Source organism: Pseudomonas vanderleydeniana (assembly GCF_014268755.2).
Classification (GTDB): Bacteria; Pseudomonadota; Gammaproteobacteria; order Pseudomonadales; family Pseudomonadaceae; genus Aquipseudomonas; species Aquipseudomonas vanderleydeniana.
In genome coordinates this window covers 1,949,069-1,966,851 of record NZ_CP077093.1, presented here as the reverse complement: position 1 = coordinate 1,966,851, position 17,783 = coordinate 1,949,069, and the positions used below count along the sequence as shown (strand labels likewise).

Here is a 17,783-nt window from a genome sequence, read left to right as displayed (position 1 = left end):
CCGCAGGTAGAATGTCCGCCTTTCCCTGCCCAGAGCTCATTTCATGGCGTTGCCGACCCTGCGCATCATCGGTTTCATCATCGGCATATTCCTGATCACCCTCGCCATCAGCATGGCCATCCCCATGCTGACCCTGGTGATTTTCGACCGCACCGGCGACCTGCATTCCTTCCTCTGGGCCAGTACCATCACCTTTATCGCCGGCCTGGCCCTGGTGATCCCGGGCCGTCCCGAGCAGGTCCACTTGCGCCCGCGGGACATGTACCTGCTGACCGTTTCGAGCTGGGTGGTCGTGTGCATCTTCGCCGCCCTGCCGTTCCTGCTGACCCTGCGCACCAGCGTCGCCGACGCCTTCTTCGAAAGCATGTCGGGCATCACCGCCACCGGTTCGACGGTGCTCAGCGGCCTGGACGACATGTCCCCGGGCATCCTGATCTGGCGCTCGCTGCTGCACTGGCTCGGCGGCATCGGCTTCATCGGCATGGCGGTGGCGATCCTGCCACTACTGCGCATCGGCGGCATGCGCCTGTTCCAGACCGAGTCCTCCGACCGTTCGCAGAAGGTCATGCCACGCTCGCACATGGTCGCCCGGCTGATCGTCACCGCCTACGTCGGCATCACCATCCTCGGCAGCCTGGCCTTCTGGTGGGCCGGCATGAGCCCGTTCGACGCGATCAATCACTCGATGTCGGCGATTTCCACCGGGGGGTTCTCGACCTCCGACCAGTCGCTGGCCAAGTGGCACCAGCCGGCGGTGCACTGGGTCGCGGTGGTGGTGATGATTCTCGGCAGCCTGCCGTTCACGCTGTACGTCGCGACCCTGCGCGGCCATCGCAAGGCCTTGATCAAGGACCAGCAGGTGCAGGGGCTGCTGGCCCTGCTGCTGGTCACCTGGCTGGTGCTCGGCACCTGGTACTGGTGGACCACCGACCTGCACTGGCTCGACGCCCTGCGCCACGTGGCGCTGAACGTAACGTCAGTGGTCACCACCACCGGCTTCGCCCTGGGCGACTACAGCCTGTGGGGCAATTTCTCGCTGATGCTGTTCTTCTACCTGGGCTTCATCGGCGGCTGCTCGGGCTCGACGGCGGGCGGGATCAAGATCTTCCGGTTCCAGGTCGCCTACATCCTGCTCAAGGCCAGCCTCAACCAACTGATCCACCCGCGGGCGGTGATCAAGCAGAAATACAACGGTCACCGCCTCGACGAGGAAATCGTCCGTTCGATCCTGACCTTTTCCTTCTTCTTCGCCATCACCATCTGCGCCATCGCCCTGGCACTGTCGCTGATCGGCCTGGACTGGATGACCGCGCTGACCGGCGCGGCGAGCACGGTGTCCGGCGTCGGCCCGGGCCTGGGTGAAGTGATCGGCCCGTCCGGCAACTTCTCCAGCCTGCCCGATGGCGCCAAGTGGATCCTGTCGGTGGGCATGCTGTTGGGCCGCCTGGAGATCATCACAGTGTTCGTGCTGTGTATTCCGGCATTCTGGCGTCATTGATCGCGACGACCGAACCCTGCAACCGCGCCCGGTATTCGCCGGGCGTCACCTCGAACCAGCGACGGAAGGCCCGGAAGAAATTGCTCGGGTCGGCAAATCCCAGCAGGTAGGCGATTTCCAGCAGGGTCATGCGCGGCTGCGCCAGGTACTGCTCGGCCAGCTCACGACGGGTGTCGTCGAGCAGGGCCTGGAAACTCGTGCCCTCCTCCTGCAGGCGCCGCTGCAGGGTGCGCTGGGACAGGTGCAGGGTCTGCGCGACAATCTCGCGCTTGGGCTCGCCCTGCGGCAGCAGCCTACACAGCACCTGCCGCGCCTTGTGGGTCACCCGGCTCTCGGAGAAACGTGCCAGGTACTCGCCGGCGAAACGGTCGTGCAACTGGGCCATGGCCTCGTTGGCCGTCGGCAACGGCGCCTCCATGTCGGCTTTCTCGAAAATCAGCGCGTCATAGGGCGCATCGAATACCAGCGGCGCATGGAACGCCTGCTGGTAGGGACCGATATCCTCCGGTCGCGAGCCCTGGACCAGCACCTTGCGCGGCTGCAGGGTGCGTCCGGTCAGCCAGCCGCATAACGCCAGGGCACAGGCCAGCGACGCCTCGGCACTCTGCCGGGTCGGCGGCAGAAGGTCGCCATGGACGGTCAGGATCAATGCATAGCCTTCGGGCAGCAGGCGGAAACTCAGGTCGGCACTCTCGGCGATGATCCGCTGGTAGCGCACCAGGCGCATGAACCCTTCGGCCAGGGTCCGGCTGGACATCAGCGCATAACCGGCCACATGGAAGGACGCCGGGCGCACCACCTTGCCCATGTTCAGGCCGATCGCCGGGTTGCCGGAAAGCTCGACGGCGCGCTGCCAGAGGCGGGTCATCGAGTCCTGGGGGAAACGTGCATCGGGATCGTCCAGCGCGGTGTAATCGAGCCCGAGCTGCTGGAAAAGCGCCCGGCAGTCCAGGCCGTCCATCTCCAACGCCTTGACAATGCCCATCGCCCAGCTTGCAGAAGTGGTTCTCTCGCTCATGGCCTGTTCTTTACATGGTATGCCGCATACTACGACTGATGGCCTAAGGATACTAAAGTGGCGCCTATTGTCACTGGCCGTCGCAGCGACTGAATCTAGACTGAAATAGGCTCCCCGCAAAACAGCCCACCTCCCCACATAAGAAGTACGGAGAGTACTCCATGGAAAACGTCAGGAAATTCAACAGCTTTAGTGAGTTTTACCCGTTTTATCTAAATGAACATGCCGATAGCACCTGCCGCCGCCTGCATTTCGTCGGCACCACGCTGGTCATCTTCATTCTTGCCCTGATCATCGGCCGTGGGGCCTGGGGACTGTTACCGCTGCTGCCGTTGGCCGGCTACGGGTTCGCCTGGGTGGGGCACTTTTTCTACGAGAAGAATCGCCCGGCAACCTTTCAGCATCCTTTCTACAGCTTGCTGGGCGATTTCGTCATGTACCGCGACATGCTGCTGGGGCGGGTGCCCTTCTAGGAAGGGTTGGAGGAAGCGGTCAAGCTCAGCCGGGCTGCGTGACCTTCTGCAAGTCCAGCTTGAGCTGGGCCTCCCTGGCCTGGGCATCGGCCAGTCGATACAGTTCGATGGTCCCATCCCAATGCTCGATCAGTGCGGTGCAGGATTCGACCCAGTCGCCACAGTTCAGGTATTCCACCTCGCCGACCTGACGGATCTCGGCGTGGTGGATATGCCCGCACACCACGCCATCGAGCCCACGCTTCACGCATTCGTGGGCGATGGCTTCCTCGAAATCGCTGATGAAATTCACCGCCGTCTTGACCTTGTGCTTGAGGTAGGCCGACAGCGACCAGTAGCCATAACCGTAGCGAGCCCGCCAATGGTTCAGCCAGCGATTGAGCGTCAGGGTGAACTCGTAGGCCGAATCGCCGAGGAACGCCAGCCAGCGGTGGTAGCGGGTGATGACATCGAACTGGTCGCCATGGATCACCAGCAACTTGCGACCATCGGCGGTGACATGCACGGCCTCGTCCACCAGTTGGATGTTGCCCAGGATCAGCTTCGAGTAGCGCCGCAGGAATTCATCGTGGTTGCCGGTGACGTAGATCACCTCGGTACCGCGCTTGCTCATGGTCAGCAGGCGCCGGATCACGTTGGTGTGCGCCTGGGGCCAGAACATCCCGCCACGCATTTTCCAGCCATCGATGATGTCGCCGACCAGATAGATACGATCGGCATGATAGCCCTTGAGAAACTGCGACAGATGCTCCGCCTGGCAATCCCGGGTGCCGAGGTGCACATCGGAAATCCACAGGGTTCGCACACGCTGCTTGCGACTGGGTTTGGCGAGCTCCGCACGGGTCATGGGCATTCTCCGGATTTTTCCTGAGCTTGCACGGGGGCAGTGAATTGACCATGACAACCAGACGACAGTGCTGTGACAGCCGCCGAGCCGCCGCAACCGGTGTAGACTGACACTCTGCCGAGGAGACCGCCATGGGCCCGTTCCTGACCCTGCGCCAGTACAGCGAAGAACTGATTGTCCACAGCCACGCCCACGCCCAGTTGGTGTTCGGGCTGTCGGGCCGGCTCGACTTCGAAATCGAGGGCCACGGCAGCCGGGTGGTGCAGCAGAGCGTCGCGGTCGTGCCCTACGACGCCCATCACACCTGCGGCAGCCCCGACGGCAGCCGTTGCCTGGTGCTGGACGTGCCGGACGAACACTGGTTGGTACAGTCCCTGGGCGACCATGCCGACGCCAGCCGACGCCTGATCGACCGGGCCGGGTCACTGACCCTCAACGCCAGCCAGGGCCGCCTGGTCGACTGGCTGGCCAACAGCCCGGTGCAGGACCCGCTCATCGCCCGCCAGGGCGCGGTGTTGCTGCTGGCCAGCCTGAACACCGCGCCCGTCATCGATGGCAGGCGCCTGCCACTGGCCGCCCTGGACGCGCATATCGATCGCTACGCCGCCCGCCCGCTGCAGGTGGCCGACCTGGCTCGCATCGCCGGGCTGTCCAACGCCCGGCTGCATGCACGGTTCATGGCCGAGTGCGGGCAGACGCCGATGGACTATATCCGCAGCCGACGACTACGACTTGCCCTCGGCCTGCTGCGCGAGTCCGTACTGCCGGTCGGCGAGATCGCCGAGCGCGTCGGCTACAGCTCGCAGAGCGCCTTCTGCGCCGCCATCCTGCGCGAATTCGGCGCCTCGCCGACCGCCTTGCGCCGCGAGTCTGGCGACAATTGACGCGAGTCCCGCGACAGACAGCGATACGCCTTGCGCCCTAGACTGCCTGCTCGTGCATAACCGCTTCCAAGGATCAACATGACGCCCCGCTCCGCCCTCGGCGCCTTGCACATCGGTGCATTGATGTTCGGCCTGACCGGCGTGTTCGGCAAACTCGCCGTCGCCGCTCCCGCCATCATCGTCTTCGGACGCGCAAGCTTTGCCGTGCTCGCCCTCGTGGTGTTCGCCAGTCTCTCGCGCAATAACCGCTGGCAGCGCCTGCAGGCGCAGGACTGGCGCCGCCTGCTGGGCAGCGGCCTGTTGCTGGCCGGACACTGGGTCAGTTTCTTCCTCGCGGTGAAGGTCGGCGGTGTTGCCGTCGCCACCCTGGGGTTTGCCAGTTTTCCGGCGTTCACCGTGATTCTCGAAGGGGTGATTTTCCGCGAACGCATCCGCCTGAATGAAATGCTCCTGGTGCTGCTGGTCAGCATCGGCCTGGTGCTGGTCACCCCCGAATTCGATCTCGCCAGCCAGGCCACCACCGGTTTGCTCTGGGCCGTGCTGTCCGGGCTGCTGTTCTCGCTGCTGTCGCTGAACAACCGGGCCGGTTCCGGTCGAATCAGCGCGGTTCAGGCGGCGTTGTGCCAGAACCTGGTGGTCGCGGCGTGCCTGCTGCCCTGGGCCGGCCCCGGCCTTGGCGAGGTTCGCGCACTGGACTGGCTGTGGCTGGCGCTGCTCGGGGTGTTCTGCACGGCGGTCGCGCATAGTCTGTTCGTGGCCAGCCTGGCGGTGATCAAGGCCCGCACCGCCGCCGTGGTCTTCGCCATGGAACCGGTCTACGGGATCACCGCCGCCTGGCTGCTGTTCGGTGAAAGTCCCAGTGCGCGCATGCTGCTCGGCGGAGTATTGATCATCGTTGCAATCGTGCTGTCGAGCCTGCTGAGCGGCGCGCCCCGCCGAAAGAACCTGGAAGTTGCAGCCGCCCCGTGATTTTCGGCGGCTGTCCTATACTTGCAACATCCGCAACAGCCAGCCGTCGTTCCCCGGATAGCAGGGCTGCTCGGCGACAGCGGCAGTGATCCAGCAGTAGCTCGATGCCAGTTGCCCTCCAACTCAAACTGTGGAGGGTTCATCCATGGAATTCATCAGTCTCCTGATCCAACTGGTCAGTGGTGCGGTGTGCGGCAACATTGCCGGCGCCGCGGCCGACAAGTACAGCCTCGGTCCCTGGTTCAATACGCTGGCGGGGGGAGTCGGCGGCGTGGTACTCAGCCAGGTGCTTTCGGCCATCACCAACGGCAGCCTCGGCGGCGAGGTCGGTAATCTCGACTTGAGTTCGATTGCCAGTGGTATCGCCAGCGGCGGGGTCGGCGGCGCCGTGCTGAGCCTGGTCGCCGGATTCATCAAGGCCAAGCTCAGCCGTTCAGAGTAGGCCTGACCGGAACGACGTCATTGCTACCTGGCAATGACGTCATCATCTCTCAACGCGCCTCGTTGTGGCCCAGGTCTCGCTGCGGGTCGATCTGGTCGCGAACCCGCTGCTTGAGCACCTTGGCCTCGGGGAAACCACCGTCGGCCTTGCGTTCCCAGATCTGCACCGCATCGCAGGTGATGCGAAACACTCCACCGGTGCCCGGTTCCAGGGAAACCTTGCCCAGATCGTCGGAGAAGGTACTGAGCAGCTCCTGGGCCAGCCAGGCAGCCCGCAGCAGCCATTGGCACTGGGTGCAGTAGGTAATGACGATTTCCGGCCTGGTTGCACTCATGACGGGCTCCTAGCGAATGCTGGCCAGTAGCGTGCGAGCGCTCTGCTTCAGCGGCTCGTCGCCTTCCCTGAGCAGTTCGTGCAGCAGTTGGCTGGCATGGTCAAGGTCACCGACGTTGATGAAGGTCTGAGCCTGTTCCAGTTTGCTGGCCGAAGCCTGCTCACGCTCCAGGCTGTCGAAGTCCACCTCCAGCGGTTCGATGTCCAGGGGCTGTTCATCGCTCAGGAAACTGTCGAGGAAGCCATCGTCCAACGTATCGTCGACCAGGGGCAGGCTCAGTTCGGCTTCCTCCGGCTGCTCGGGTTCCGGCTCGGCAAAATCGCTGAGGAACTGCTCGTCGGGCATTTCGAAGACATGTGGCAGCTCGTTGAGGTTGCTGGCGAAATCCGGATCGGCTCCGGACAACGTCGGCGCCTGTTCGGCGGCCTTGCCCCGTTGCGCCAGGGCATTGTCGAACGGGCTGACCAGGTCCCAGTCCGAATCCATCGACAGGTCGTCGAGGTTGAGCTGGAACTCGTCATCCAATGGCGCGGCCTCGGCCACAGGTTCGGCCTTCGTTTCCTTCTCCATCCACTCGGCCGCCAGTATCGGGGCGGCCAGTGTCGCGGTGGCAGCCGCAACAGCCGGGGCACTGACGGGTGCTGGCGCAGGAGCTGGCGCCGCGCCACCCGCTGGCAGAACCGGTGCCGCCTGTGGCGCGGGAGCCGCCTGCAATTTCGGATGCTTGGCCCGCAGGTCGCGCAAGGTCGACTCGCTGAACCCCGTGTCCAGCAGATGCTGCTCTTCGATCGTGTAGGCGTCGTTGTCACCCTGCTGGGCCAGCACGTCCAACAGGCGCAGGCGCAAGTCGGTACGCTGGGGCTCCTTGAGAATGGCCTCGCGCAGAATACCCGCTGCCTCCTTGAAGCGGCCGTAGGCGATATAGATGCTCACGCCTTCCAGGGCATCCGGGACTTCGCTGGTCTCGCGTCGCGCCGTCACCGCCAGGGGTTCATCCTCCGGCTCGACCCCGGGTGCCGGGGCACTGGGTGCGGCAGCCGGCACCACGCGACTGACCAACGGCGGATCCTGCAGCACAGGCGTGGGCTCGACCCCGCGCTCTGCCGAAGCGCGCCGACGCCGCACGATCAGGGCGGCGACCAGCGACAGGAGCAACACGACCAGCGCCGCCAGGAGCAGCAGGTTGGGCCCGTCGGACGGTTCGGCGGCCACCGGCGCCGGCACCACGGGAGGAGCCACCGGGGCCGGTGCGGCGACAGGTGCCGCAGCCTTGGCCTTGAGCGCCGTCAGTTGTGCCTGCAGTTCGCCCAGCTGCTTCTGGTCATTGGCGATCTGCTCGTCCTGGGTTTTCAGGCGAGCCTGCAACTCCTCGACGGTTTTCTGCAACTGCTGGTTCTCCAGTGTTGCCGCCGCGAGTTGTTCGGCGCCCTGCAGGGCATTTTGCGCCGCTTCGACCTGCGCGCCAGCAGGCACCGAAGCCGTAGCCGCAGCGCTACCCGGTACCACGGCAACATCCGGCAGCAACAGGCTCTGCCCAACGTTGAGGCGTGCGCTACCGGGATTGAGCGCCCGGATGCCTTCGGACAGTTCATTGACACTGGCCTTGCTGCCCGCTTCATTCAGGCGCTTGGCGATGCTCCAGAGGCTATCGCCCTTGGCCACGGTGTAGCGCTTGCCCTGGGTGGCCGGTGGCGGTGCCACCGTGGCGGCAGGCGTCGACGGCTCGGACGAGCCGCTGCGCGTCGGCGGGCTGTAGGTGCCACTGCCCGGGGGATCGAGCAACACCGTGTACTCACGCAGCAGGTGGCCGTTGGGCTGGTTGAGCTGGACCAGGAAACTCAGGAAGGGCTCGCTCACCGGCTTGTTCGACTGCACCCGGATGAAACTGCGATTACCTTGCAGGACCGGCGTAAAACGCAGGTCATTGAGAAAGAACAGGCGCTCGACACCGGCCCGGGAGAATTCGTCAGGCGTCGCCAGGCTCACCGACAGTTCGCCTTCGGCCAGATCACCGGGATCGACCAGGGCGATTTCCGCATTGAGCGGCTGACTGAGTGCCGAATGCAGGGTGATGTCTCCCAGCCCCACGGCCGAAGCCAGCGAGGGCTGCAGCAACGACAACGCCGCCACGGCCATCCAGCGCCGTCGAACCTGGGTCACCAGGGACTTTTCAGTGGAACACTGCAACGCGGACTGCGAACTCTCGAGCATGAGTATCCCTTAAAGGCCCGACATCAACCCCGCGGCGAGCGGGGAAGAAATGCCAACACAATACACAGAATCAGTAAATCTTATAGTCTGCCGGCCGGGGATTCTCCAAGTCCGGCACCGCTGGCAATGGCTCAGGACTTTTCCAGGTTCGCCAGGATGCGGCTATGGACCCGCATGCTGATTCGCAGCTCTTCCTCGTCGACGCCTTCGAACAGTTCGTGGCGCAAGGCGGTGGCAATGGTTTCGATCTGCTCGATCAACGGCCGGGCCGGCGCGCACAGCACGATCTTCTTGGCCCGGCGGTCCTCGACGACCGAGTGACGCTGGACCAGCCCCTGGGTCTCCAGGCTGTCGAGCAGACGCGCCAGGGTCGGGCCTTCCACTCCGACGCTCTGGGCCAGCTCACGCTGGGTCGGCGCCTCGGAAAAACGTGCCAGGTGCAGCAACACCAGCCAACGGGCCTGGGACAATCCCAGGCCGGCCAGGCGGCGATCCAGCTCGGCACGCCAGCCGCGGGACATTTGCGCCAGTTGCATGCCAAAACGGTGTTCATCGGTCAACGACATAAAAAACTCATGGTCAGACTTAAAGTAGATAAAACTAATTATTAGTCAGCTAAGCATGGAGCCTGGCTGGAGGCAAGGCCTCTGCTGTGTGCAAACATGACTTGTCGCAAATAACACAGAGATAGGCCGGGAATATTCCATTTCCCTCTCCTCATAGTTCGAATTCGGCTTGCAGGGCAGCCCTTACGCAGTACAGGACACCTTCGGGCACCCGCCCGGCGAACAGTTCGGCGACCTCGCTCACGGCGGGCAATTCGCCCTCGCCGTCGAGGAAGCTGTCCTGGATTTCCCCCAGCAGGTCCTCAGGCAGGTCCAGGGCCTGCTCCAACGACAACTGCTGGTGGCCGATGGCTTCGGCCAGCAGTGTGTAGACGTTCTTCTCCGAGCACTGCAACTGGCCGGCGATCTGCAGCGGGGTCATGCCGGCACGGGCCAGGCTGATCAGTTCGTGACGAATATCGACGACCGCCTTGGGTGTCTCGGCTTCGCCGCCCAGCACCTCGAGGAAGGCCTCGCCATAACGCTCCAGCTTGCGGGCACCCACGCCGCTGACCCGGGCCATCTCGGCCATGGTCGTCGGCTGGCTGCGCAGCATTTCCAGCAACGTCGAGTCGGGGAAGATGACGTAGGGTGGCACCGCATGCTCCTGCGCCAACTTGCGCCGCAGGGCCCGCAGGGCTTCCCACTGCTCGCGCTCCTCGCCACGCACCAGCTGGCTGGCCGGGCTGGCGGAGACGCTCTTGGCGGCGACCTGCGGCTTGAGGTCGCGGCGCAACTCCAGGGTGACCTCGCCACGCAGCAGAGGCCGGCAGCTGTCGGTCAGGCGCAGGCCGCCATAGCCCTCGATGTCGATGTCGGCCAGGCCGCGAGCCACCAGTTGCCGGTACAACGAGCGCCACTCGCCCTCGCTGAGCGCCTTGCCGACACCGAATACCGCCAGGTGCTGGTGGCCGAAGCTGCGGACCTTGTCATTCTCCTTGCCCAGCAGCACATCCACCAGGTGGCCCACGCCATAGCGCTGGCCGGTGCGGTAGATCGCCGACAGCGCCTGGCGCGCCGGCTCGGTGGCATCCCAGGTCTGCACGCCATCGACACAGTTGTCGCAGTGGCCGCAGGGCTGCGGCAGGTCCTCGTCGAAATAGGCCAGCAGCGTCTGGCGACGGCAACGCGTCTCCTCGCACAGCGCCAGCATCGCGTCGAGCTTGTGGTGCTCCAGGCGCTTGTGGCGCTCGTCGCCTTCGGAGTTCTGCAGCATCTGCTTGAGCATCACCACGTCCTGCAGGCCGTAGGCCATCCAGGCATCCGCCGGCAGGCCGTCACGTCCGGCGCGGCCGGTTTCCTGGTAGTAGGCCTCCAGCGACTTGGGCAGGTCGAGGTGAGCGACGTAACGCACGTTGGACTTGTCGATACCCATGCCGAAGGCGATGGTCGCGACCATGATCAGGCCTTCCTCGTTGAGGAAGCGCTTCTGGTTGTCGGCCCGGGTTTCGGAGGGCAGCCCGGCGTGGTACGGCAACGCCGGGAACCCCTGCTCGCAAAGCAGCGCGGCGACTTCGTCGACTTTCTTGCGCGACAGGCAGTAGACGATCCCGGAGTCGGCCCGGCGCTGCGAAAGGAACGCCAGCAACTGCTTGCGTGGCTGCTCCTTGGGCACGATGCGATAGAAGATGTTCGGCCGGTCGAAGCTGGAGAGAAAGCGCTCGGCATTCTCCAGGTGCAGGCGATTGACGATCTCTTCGCGGGTACGCTTGTCGGCGGTCGCGGTCAGGGCGATGCGCGGGACATTGGGGAACATCTCGGCCAACTGGCCCAGTTGCAGGTATTCCGGACGGAAGTCGTGGCCCCATTGCGAAACGCAGTGGGCCTCGTCGATGGCGAACAGGGCAATGTCGAGATTCTGCAGGAACGCCAGCATGCGTGGCTGTACCAGGCGCTCGGGCGCCAGGTAGAGCATCTTCACTTCGCCGCGACGAATCCGCGCAGCCAGGTCGCGCTGCTGTTCGGCGCTGAGTGTCGAGTTCAGTGCCGCGGCGGCCACGCCGAGTTCTTCCAGCGTCGCGACCTGGTCGTCCATCAGCGCGATCAACGGCGAAACCACCACCGCCAGGCCGTCGCGCAGCAAGGCCGGAACCTGGTAGCACAGCGACTTGCCACCCCCGGTCGGCATCAGCACCAGGGCATCGCCGCCGCTGGCCACGCGCTCAATAATGGCACCCTGGCGACCGCGAAAGCTGTCGTAACCGAAGATGTCCTTGAGGACGCGTTGAGCCTGTTCGAGCATAGCCACTCCAAAAATCACCGAAACACCCCTGCAAAGGCTGGTCGAAAAGCCGCTGCCTTGACGGAAAAAACCGTAAGCGGGCGTTTCTCCGGCCGTTGCAATCTGCAATGGGGCATCACAAAACGCGGCAGTATACCCGAGCGTTATCCGGCAGAGGGCCCTGCCGGTCGATCAACGACTATCCTTATTGAGGAGTGAAACCGCGCAAATCTATGTGTTTGCTGGCCTGCGAGCTCAAGAACGCCTAGAATTCAGCATCGTTTATTCCCAAGGTAGCCCCTCATGTCCTTCGCTGAGCAACTCACCCGCCTGCAAGCCTTCCTCGACGCCGACGAGCTGCACGAAGAAGCGCTGGACTACGTGGCCGCCCACGGCTACCTGACTGCGCTGTCGATCTGCTCCGACGTGGTGCCCGATCGTGAATGGATCGACGCGCTGTTCGCCGAAGAGCCGCACTACAAGGATGCCGCCCAGCGCGAGGAAATCGAAGCCACGCTGATCCAGCTCAAGGCGCACATCTCCCGTCAGCTGGCCTCCGACGAGGAGTTCGAACTGCCGTGCGACCTCGACCTGGGCGACGACCCGGACGATTCCGAACTGCGCGGCTGGTGCATCGGTTTCATGGAGGGGGTGTTCCTGCGCGAGGAAGCCTGGTTCGAAACCGCCGAGGAAGAAGTCAGCGAAATGCTCCTGCCGATCATGGTCGGTTCGGGCCTGTTCGACGAGCAGCCGGAATTCGCCGACATCGCCGCCGATGCGAACCTGATGGACGACATGATCGTACAGATCCCGGAAGCGCTGACTGCCCTCTACCTGCTGTGCAATGCGCCCGACGAGAAGCCGGCGATCCTCAAGCCCCGCCATCACTGAGTCACATCCGGTGGCGATGCGCCCCACGGGCAATCGCTCGCCGCTCCTGCGCTACGCGCTGCTGGCCATTGGCTGGCTGAGCGTGGCGCTGGGCGTACTCGGCATATTCCTGCCGGTCCTGCCGACCACTCCTTTCCTGCTGCTGGCTGCCGCCTGCTTCGCCCGCAGCTCGCCACGGTTCTACCACTGGCTGGTCCAGCACCCGCGCCTGGGGCCGTGGATCCGCGACTACCTGGACGGAAACGGCATCCCGCTCAAAGGCAAGGTCTACGCCATTGGCCTGATGTGGCTGAGCATCGGCCTTTCCTGCTACCTGGTGCCACTGTTCTGGGCACGCCTGTTCATGCTGACCAGCGCGGTGCTGGTCAGTCTCTATATCCTGCGGCAGAAAACCCTGGAACCACGGCGATAACCCAGGCGCTCAATCGCCATGGTTACGCTGGTAGGTCTCGCGCCCCATGGCCTGGATCTGTCCCTCGATCAACGCTTCGAAGGGCTTGAGCAGCGCGTCGAACGACACCGGCTGCTCCAGGGTTTCCAGCGCCCGGGCAATCGCTTCCACCGTCGACAGGGCCCCCGGCCCAGGTGCCTTGCGCAGGCGATAGCGCGATACCGCACCCGGTTCCAGGCTGACCCGCGGCAAACCGGCCAGCAATGGGTTGAGGTACAACAGCTTGCGCGCCTTGCGCCAGGTGCCGTCGGGGACCACCAGCAACAGTGGCCGCTCGTCTGTCTCGGCCGTATAAGGCTGAAGCAACTGCGCATCGTCCGCTGGGAACAGCAGCCGGGCCCGGTAGCCGGGCTGCTCGAGCAACGCCGGCAGGTCATCGAATACCTCACCCACGCGCAGCTCGGCATTGGTCAGGCCGAGGGTCGCCAAGCGTGCGGTATTCAAGGCGTGGCCGACTTCGCTCGAGTGCTGCAACACCAGCACGCGGGTACGGCTGTCGAGCTGTGGGATCAGCGCGCAAAGGCAGTGGCTCTGGGGACGCTGGCAGCGTTCACAACAGGCTCTGGACATCTGGGTCGCTCCGGTCAGGGCTGGTTGAGCTGCGCCTTGAGCAGGTCGCGGAAAGTCTGGATCAACGGCTCGCGGCTACGGCCACGGCGCAGGATCATCGAAAAGGGTGCCTGGTAGCCGAAGGTCGCCGGCAGCAGCACACGCAGGTCGCCCTTGTCTGCCCACGGCTGGGCATAGTGCTCCGGCAGGTAGCCGATGTAGGCACCGGACAGCACCAGGATCAGTTGCGCCTCCATGCTCTCCACGGTCGCCGCGCTGTGCTTGAAGCCATGCCGGGCCAGCTCCGCCTGGCTCCAGTAGCCACGCCCGACCATGCGCTGCTGGGTGATGACCTGCTCGGGAATGCGCCGCTCGTGGTACAGCGGGTGGCGGTTGCTGCAATACAGCCAGTGCTGCTCGCGATACAACGGTTGGTAGACCAGCCCGCTCATGCGTGTGGAAAAAGCCCCGATGGCCAAGTCCAGGCGATTGTCCTGCACACCGAGCTGCAACTCGTAGGGGCTCAGCACCGACAGGTGCAGGTGCACGCCGGGATGTTCCTGGCTGTAGGCCCCGATGGCTTCGGCCAGGGGCAAGGCCGGCTCGCTGACGGTCGAGTCGATCACCCCGAGGTTCAGCGTGCCACGCAACTCGCCCTTGAGGGCGGCGGCGTACTGTTCGAAGCCTTCGAGTTCACCGAGCAGGCGCAGGGTTTCCTGGTGGAACAGCTCACCCTTGCTGGTCAGGCTGAAACCGCCACGGCCACGATGACACAGAACCAGCCCCAGGCTCGACTCCAACTGACTCATGTAGGTACTGATGGCCGACGTCGAGAGGTTGAGTTCCTGCTGGGCGTTGGCGAAGCCCTGGTGGCGCACCACGCTGACGAAGATGCGCAATAGTTTCAGGTCGGGTAAAGCGTTGGCCATTGGCACTCCGGAGTCATGAGCATGAGAGTCCGCCGTTCCCTGGCTGGTGATACGCCGCCCCCTGGCTGTGATGCCCCTCTTGTGGATACACCGCCCTCTGGCTGCGATGCCCCCGTTGTGGCGAGCGGGCTTGTCGGGACGCCGCACCACCGCTCTCGGCTGCACAGCAGCCGTAAAGCCAGCCATCCGGATCCTACTGATGCACCGCGATTGCAGGACTGGGAGCGCTTTGCGCTCCAGCGCGGGCAAGCCCGCTCACCACACAGCCCAGTGGGACACCACGTCAGTCGGTTGCACACCAGACCGACGGTATTCACAACAGGGACAGTCTAATGCCAGGCGTCCCATTAGTTTAGAAAAATCTGAACTAAGTATTTGCCGGCAGCGATTTTTCCCGCCCGGCGTCTTTCGCAGAATCGGTCCCCTGATAACCAGAACAAACGATGAGGCTTACCCGTGGACAAGATTCTTCACCAACCACTGGGCGGTAACGAAATGCCGCGTTTCGGCGGCATCGCCACCATGATGCGCCTCCCCCACCTGCAGTCACCCGCCGGCCTCGACGCCGCGTTCGTCGGCGTGCCGCTGGACATCGGCACCTCGCTGCGCTCCGGGACCCGCTTCGGCCCACGGGAAATCCGTGCCGAGTCGGTGATGATCCGCCCCTACAACATGGCCACCGGCGCCGCCCCGTTCGACTCGCTGTCGGTCGCCGATATCGGTGACGTGGCGATCAACACCTTCAACCTGCTCGAAGCCGTGCGCATCATCGAGGAGGCCTACGATGCCATTCTCGAACACAACGTCATTCCGCTGACCCTGGGCGGCGACCACACCATCACCCTGCCGATCCTGCGCGCAATCCACAAGAAGCACGGCAAGGTCGGCCTGGTGCACATCGACGCCCACGCCGATGTCAACGATCACATGTTCGGCGAGAAAATCGCCCACGGCACCACCTTCCGCCGCGCCGTCGAGGAAGGCCTGCTGGACTGCGACCGCGTGGTACAGATCGGCCTGCGTGCCCAGGGCTACACCGCCGAAGACTTCAACTGGAGCCGCAAGCAGGGTTTCCGCGTGGTCCAGGCCGAGGAGTGCTGGCATAAGTCCCTCGAGCCACTGATGGCCGAAGTCCGCGAGAAGGTCGGCAACGGCCCGGTCTACCTGAGCTTCGACATCGACGGTATCGACCCGGCCTGGGCCCCCGGCACCGGCACTCCGGAAATCGGCGGCCTGACCACCATCCAGGCCCTGGAAATCGTCCGTGGCTGCCAGGGCCTCGACCTGGTCGGTTGCGACCTGGTGGAAGTCTCGCCACCCTACGACACCACCGGCAACACCTCGCTGCTGGGCGCCAACCTGCTGTACGAAATGCTCTGTGCACTTCCAGGCGTGGCCCACCGCTGAGGCGTTACCATGAACGACCATGACCAGGTTCTGAAGGCCGCTGCCGAACTGGTAGCCGCCTTTGCCGCCAACGATCGCGAAGCCTACTTTGGCGCTTTCAGCGCCGACGCCAGCTTCGTCTTCCATACGCTCGAACAACCGCTGCTGTCGCGCGATGCCTACCGGGCATTGTGGGATGAGTGGCGTGCCAAGGATGGCTTCGAAGTGCTCTCGTGCACCTCAAGCAACGCCTTCGTCAGCCTGCAGGGCGACGTGGCGATTTTCATCCATGACGTGGCCACCGAGCTGCGTCTGCAAGGGGAGCATCTCTTCAGCCAGGAACGCGAAACCATCGTGTTTCGCAAACAACAAGAACAGGGCCACTGGCTGGCCTGCCATGAACATTTGTCAGCGACACCCCAAGGACTGCCCTCCCCTTAGCCAACATCGGCAGCCCCCGCACAAGACGGGGGCGCCGCAGTGATCGGAGCGATCATGAATAACAACAACAACGACAAAAGCCTTAGCAGCATTGAAACCAACGGGGTCGAACAGATCCCCGACAACGAACGCGACGCCCGGCCCGGTGACCTGTTTCGCCTGATCTTCGGCGGCGCCAATACCTTTGCCACCGCCGTGCTCGGCAGTTTTCCGGTGCTGTTCGGCCTGTCCTTCCAGGCGGGCGTCTGGGCCATCGTCCTGGGCGTGGTGGTCGGCGCACTGATCCTCGCCCCCATGGGCCTGTTCGGACCGATCAACGGCACCAACAACGCGGTGTCCTCCGGCGCACACTTCGGTGTCCACGGGCGGATCGTCGGCTCGTTCCTGTCGTTGTTGACCGCCATCGCGTTCTTCTCGCTGTCGGTCTGGAGTTCGGGCGACGCCCTGATCGGTGGCGCCAAGCGACTGATCGACCTGCCGGAAACCGACCTGACCCTGGGCCTGGCCTACGGCCTGTTCGCGATCCTGGTGCTGACGGTATGCATCTACGGCTTCCGCTTCATGCTGTGGGTCAACCGCATCGCCGTGTGGGCGGCCAGCCTGCTGTTCCTACTGGGCATCTTCGCCTTCGCTCCAGCCTTCGACAGCCATTTCGCCGGCACCGTGGCCCTCGGCCAGGCCGGGTTCTGGGCCGCCTTCATCGGCTCGGCACTGGTGGCGATGAGCAACCCGATTTCCTTCGGTGCGTTCCTCGGCGACTGGTCACGCTACATCCCGCGCGAAACGCCAAAGGGGCAGATCCTGCTGGCGGTGGTCGCCGCGCAGCTCGCCACCCTGATCCCGTTCCTGTTCGGCCTCGCCACCGCCACCATCGTCGCGGTCAAGGCTCCGGACTACATCGCGGCGAACAACTATGTCGGTGGCCTGCTGGCCGTATCGCCGAGCTGGTTCTTCCTGCCGGTGTGCCTGATCGCGGTGATCGGCGGCATGTCCACCGGTACCACCTCGCTGTATGGCACTGGCCTGGACATGTCCAGCGTGTTCCCCAAGGTGCTGTCGCGGGTCAAGGCGACCCTGCTGATCGGGATCATGTCGATCGCCTTCATCTTCATCGGACGCTTCGCGGCGAACCTGGTACAGAGCGTGTCGACCTTCGCCGTGCTGATCATCACCTGCACCACCCCGTGGATGGTGATCATGCTGATCGGCCTGCTGGTCCGTCGCGGCTACTACTGCCCGGATGACCTGCAAGTCTTCACCCGAGGCGAGACCGGTGGTCGCTACTGGTTCAACCACGGCTGGAACTGGCGCGGCCTCGGCGCCTGGATCCCCAGCGCGCTGGTCGGCCTGTGCTTCGTCAACCTGCCGGGGCAGTTCGTGGGCCCACTGGGCAACCTGGCCGATGGCATCGACATCAGCCTGCCGATCACCCTGGGGCTGTCGGCACTGATGTACCTGCTACTGCTGAGCCTGTTCCCGGAATCGCCAGCGGTCTACGGGCCGAACGATCCGCGCAGCCAGGGGGCGAGCCCGGCGGCACAGCAAACGGCCTGACCTTTGTAGGAGCCGGCTTGCTGGCGATAGCGGTGTGTCAGTCAACGAAGATGTCCGCTGACCGCTGGCGATCGCCAGCA

General features: G+C 64.3%; 18 protein-coding genes. 10 read left to right on the top strand and 8 right to left on the bottom strand.

The genetic code is table 11. From position 1 onward, the window contains the following. Nucleotides 1-43: 43 nt before the first annotated feature. Nucleotides 44-1,498, top strand: coding sequence for a TrkH family potassium uptake protein (locus HU752_RS08875; RefSeq protein ID WP_186677823.1), 1,455 nt, complete (start codon nucleotides 44-46; stop codon nucleotides 1,496-1,498). Here HU752_RS08875 and HU752_RS08870 read toward each other — a convergent pair. After that, nucleotides 1,455-2,516: an AraC family transcriptional regulator gene (locus HU752_RS08870; RefSeq protein WP_186677827.1), complete on the bottom strand. Its 1,062-nt coding sequence runs from the start codon at nucleotides 2,514-2,516 to the stop codon at nucleotides 1,455-1,457. The two genes, HU752_RS08875 and HU752_RS08870, sit on opposite strands and share 44 nt — an antisense overlap. 161 nt (nucleotides 2,517-2,677) lie before the next feature. Here HU752_RS08870 and HU752_RS08865 point away from each other — a divergent pair, with 161 nt between their 5' ends. Then, nucleotides 2,678-2,989, top strand: coding sequence for an Mpo1-like protein (locus HU752_RS08865; protein WP_186677830.1), 312 nt, complete (start codon nucleotides 2,678-2,680; stop codon nucleotides 2,987-2,989). A 25-nt stretch (nucleotides 2,990-3,014) separates the two neighbouring features. Here HU752_RS08865 and HU752_RS08860 read toward each other — a convergent pair whose 3' ends face one another. Then, nucleotides 3,015-3,836: a UDP-2,3-diacylglucosamine diphosphatase gene (locus HU752_RS08860; protein ID WP_186677833.1), complete on the bottom strand. Its 822-nt coding sequence runs from the start codon at nucleotides 3,834-3,836 to the stop codon at nucleotides 3,015-3,017. 131 nt (nucleotides 3,837-3,967) lie between these two features. On the opposite strand from HU752_RS08860, the gene HU752_RS08855 reads away from it, so the two are divergent. From HU752_RS08855 to HU752_RS08845, 3 genes are all read left to right on the top strand, one after another. After that, nucleotides 3,968-4,720, top strand: a complete 753-nt coding sequence (locus HU752_RS08855) for an AraC family transcriptional regulator (RefSeq protein WP_186677836.1) — start codon at nucleotides 3,968-3,970, stop codon at nucleotides 4,718-4,720. A 78-nt stretch (nucleotides 4,721-4,798) separates the two neighbouring features. Continuing rightward, nucleotides 4,799-5,689 (top strand): DMT family transporter, encoded by an 891-nt coding sequence (locus HU752_RS08850; protein ID WP_186677839.1) that lies wholly within the window; start codon nucleotides 4,799-4,801, stop codon nucleotides 5,687-5,689. A 145-nt stretch (nucleotides 5,690-5,834) separates the two neighbouring features. Next, nucleotides 5,835-6,131: a hypothetical protein gene (locus HU752_RS08845; protein ID WP_186677842.1), complete on the top strand. Its 297-nt coding sequence runs from the start codon at nucleotides 5,835-5,837 to the stop codon at nucleotides 6,129-6,131. Nucleotides 6,132-6,180: 49 nt separating this feature from the next. Here the strand turns inward: HU752_RS08845 and HU752_RS08840 are convergent, their stop codons facing one another. The 4 genes from HU752_RS08840 to recQ all read right to left on the bottom strand — a co-directional run bounded on the left by HU752_RS08840 (nucleotide 6,181) and on the right by recQ (nucleotide 11,523). Then, entirely contained in the window at nucleotides 6,181-6,465 is a 285-nt protein-coding gene (locus HU752_RS08840; protein ID WP_186677847.1) for an Rdx family protein, read from the bottom strand. A 9-nt stretch (nucleotides 6,466-6,474) separates the two neighbouring features. Next, complete coding sequence (locus HU752_RS08835; RefSeq protein WP_186677856.1) at nucleotides 6,475-8,676, bottom strand: FimV/HubP family polar landmark protein; 2,202 nt, start codon at nucleotides 8,674-8,676, stop codon at nucleotides 6,475-6,477. 131 nt (nucleotides 8,677-8,807) lie between these two features. Beyond that, nucleotides 8,808-9,242 (bottom strand): MarR family transcriptional regulator, encoded by a 435-nt coding sequence (locus HU752_RS08830; RefSeq protein WP_054058297.1) that lies wholly within the window; start codon nucleotides 9,240-9,242, stop codon nucleotides 8,808-8,810. Nucleotides 9,243-9,393: 151 nt separating this feature from the next. Next, entirely contained in the window at nucleotides 9,394-11,523 is a 2,130-nt protein-coding gene (recQ, locus tag HU752_RS08825) for a DNA helicase RecQ (protein WP_186677858.1), read from the bottom strand. Nucleotides 11,524-11,805: 282 nt separating this feature from the next. On the opposite strand from recQ, the gene HU752_RS08820 reads away from it, so the two are divergent. Then, nucleotides 11,806-12,393 carry a UPF0149 family protein gene (locus tag HU752_RS08820; protein ID WP_186677860.1) on the top strand — a complete coding sequence of 196 codons (588 nt, stop codon included), beginning with the start codon at nucleotides 11,806-11,808 and terminating at the stop codon, nucleotides 12,391-12,393. A gap of 16 nt (nucleotides 12,394-12,409) precedes the next feature. Continuing rightward, nucleotides 12,410-12,805 carry a YbaN family protein gene (locus tag HU752_RS08815; protein WP_186678080.1) on the top strand — a complete coding sequence of 132 codons (396 nt, stop codon included), beginning with the start codon at nucleotides 12,410-12,412 and terminating at the stop codon, nucleotides 12,803-12,805. Nucleotides 12,806-12,814: 9 nt separating this feature from the next. Here the strand turns inward: HU752_RS08815 and HU752_RS08810 are convergent, their stop codons facing one another. Next, on the bottom strand, nucleotides 12,815-13,414 hold the full coding sequence (locus tag HU752_RS08810; protein WP_186677862.1) for a tRNA-uridine aminocarboxypropyltransferase: 600 nt from the start codon (nucleotides 13,412-13,414) through the stop codon (nucleotides 12,815-12,817). A gap of 14 nt (nucleotides 13,415-13,428) precedes the next feature. After that, entirely contained in the window at nucleotides 13,429-14,322 is an 894-nt protein-coding gene (locus HU752_RS08805) for a LysR family transcriptional regulator (RefSeq protein WP_017903319.1), read from the bottom strand. Nucleotides 14,323-14,778: 456 nt separating this feature from the next. Between HU752_RS08805 and speB the strand changes: the two genes are divergently transcribed. From speB to HU752_RS08790, 3 genes are read left to right on the top strand one after another with little or no spacing between them, the layout of a single operon-like run. Then, nucleotides 14,779-15,729: an agmatinase gene (gene speB, locus HU752_RS08800; RefSeq protein ID WP_017903320.1), complete on the top strand. Its 951-nt coding sequence runs from the start codon at nucleotides 14,779-14,781 to the stop codon at nucleotides 15,727-15,729. A 9-nt stretch (nucleotides 15,730-15,738) separates the two neighbouring features. Then, complete coding sequence (locus tag HU752_RS08795; RefSeq protein ID WP_186677864.1) at nucleotides 15,739-16,149, top strand: YybH family protein; 411 nt, start codon at nucleotides 15,739-15,741, stop codon at nucleotides 16,147-16,149. 54 nt (nucleotides 16,150-16,203) lie between these two features. Further along, a complete protein-coding gene (locus HU752_RS08790; RefSeq protein WP_186677868.1) occupies nucleotides 16,204-17,703 on the top strand; it encodes a purine-cytosine permease family protein in 1,500 nt (499 codons plus the stop codon). Nucleotides 17,704-17,783 lie beyond the last annotated feature (80 nt).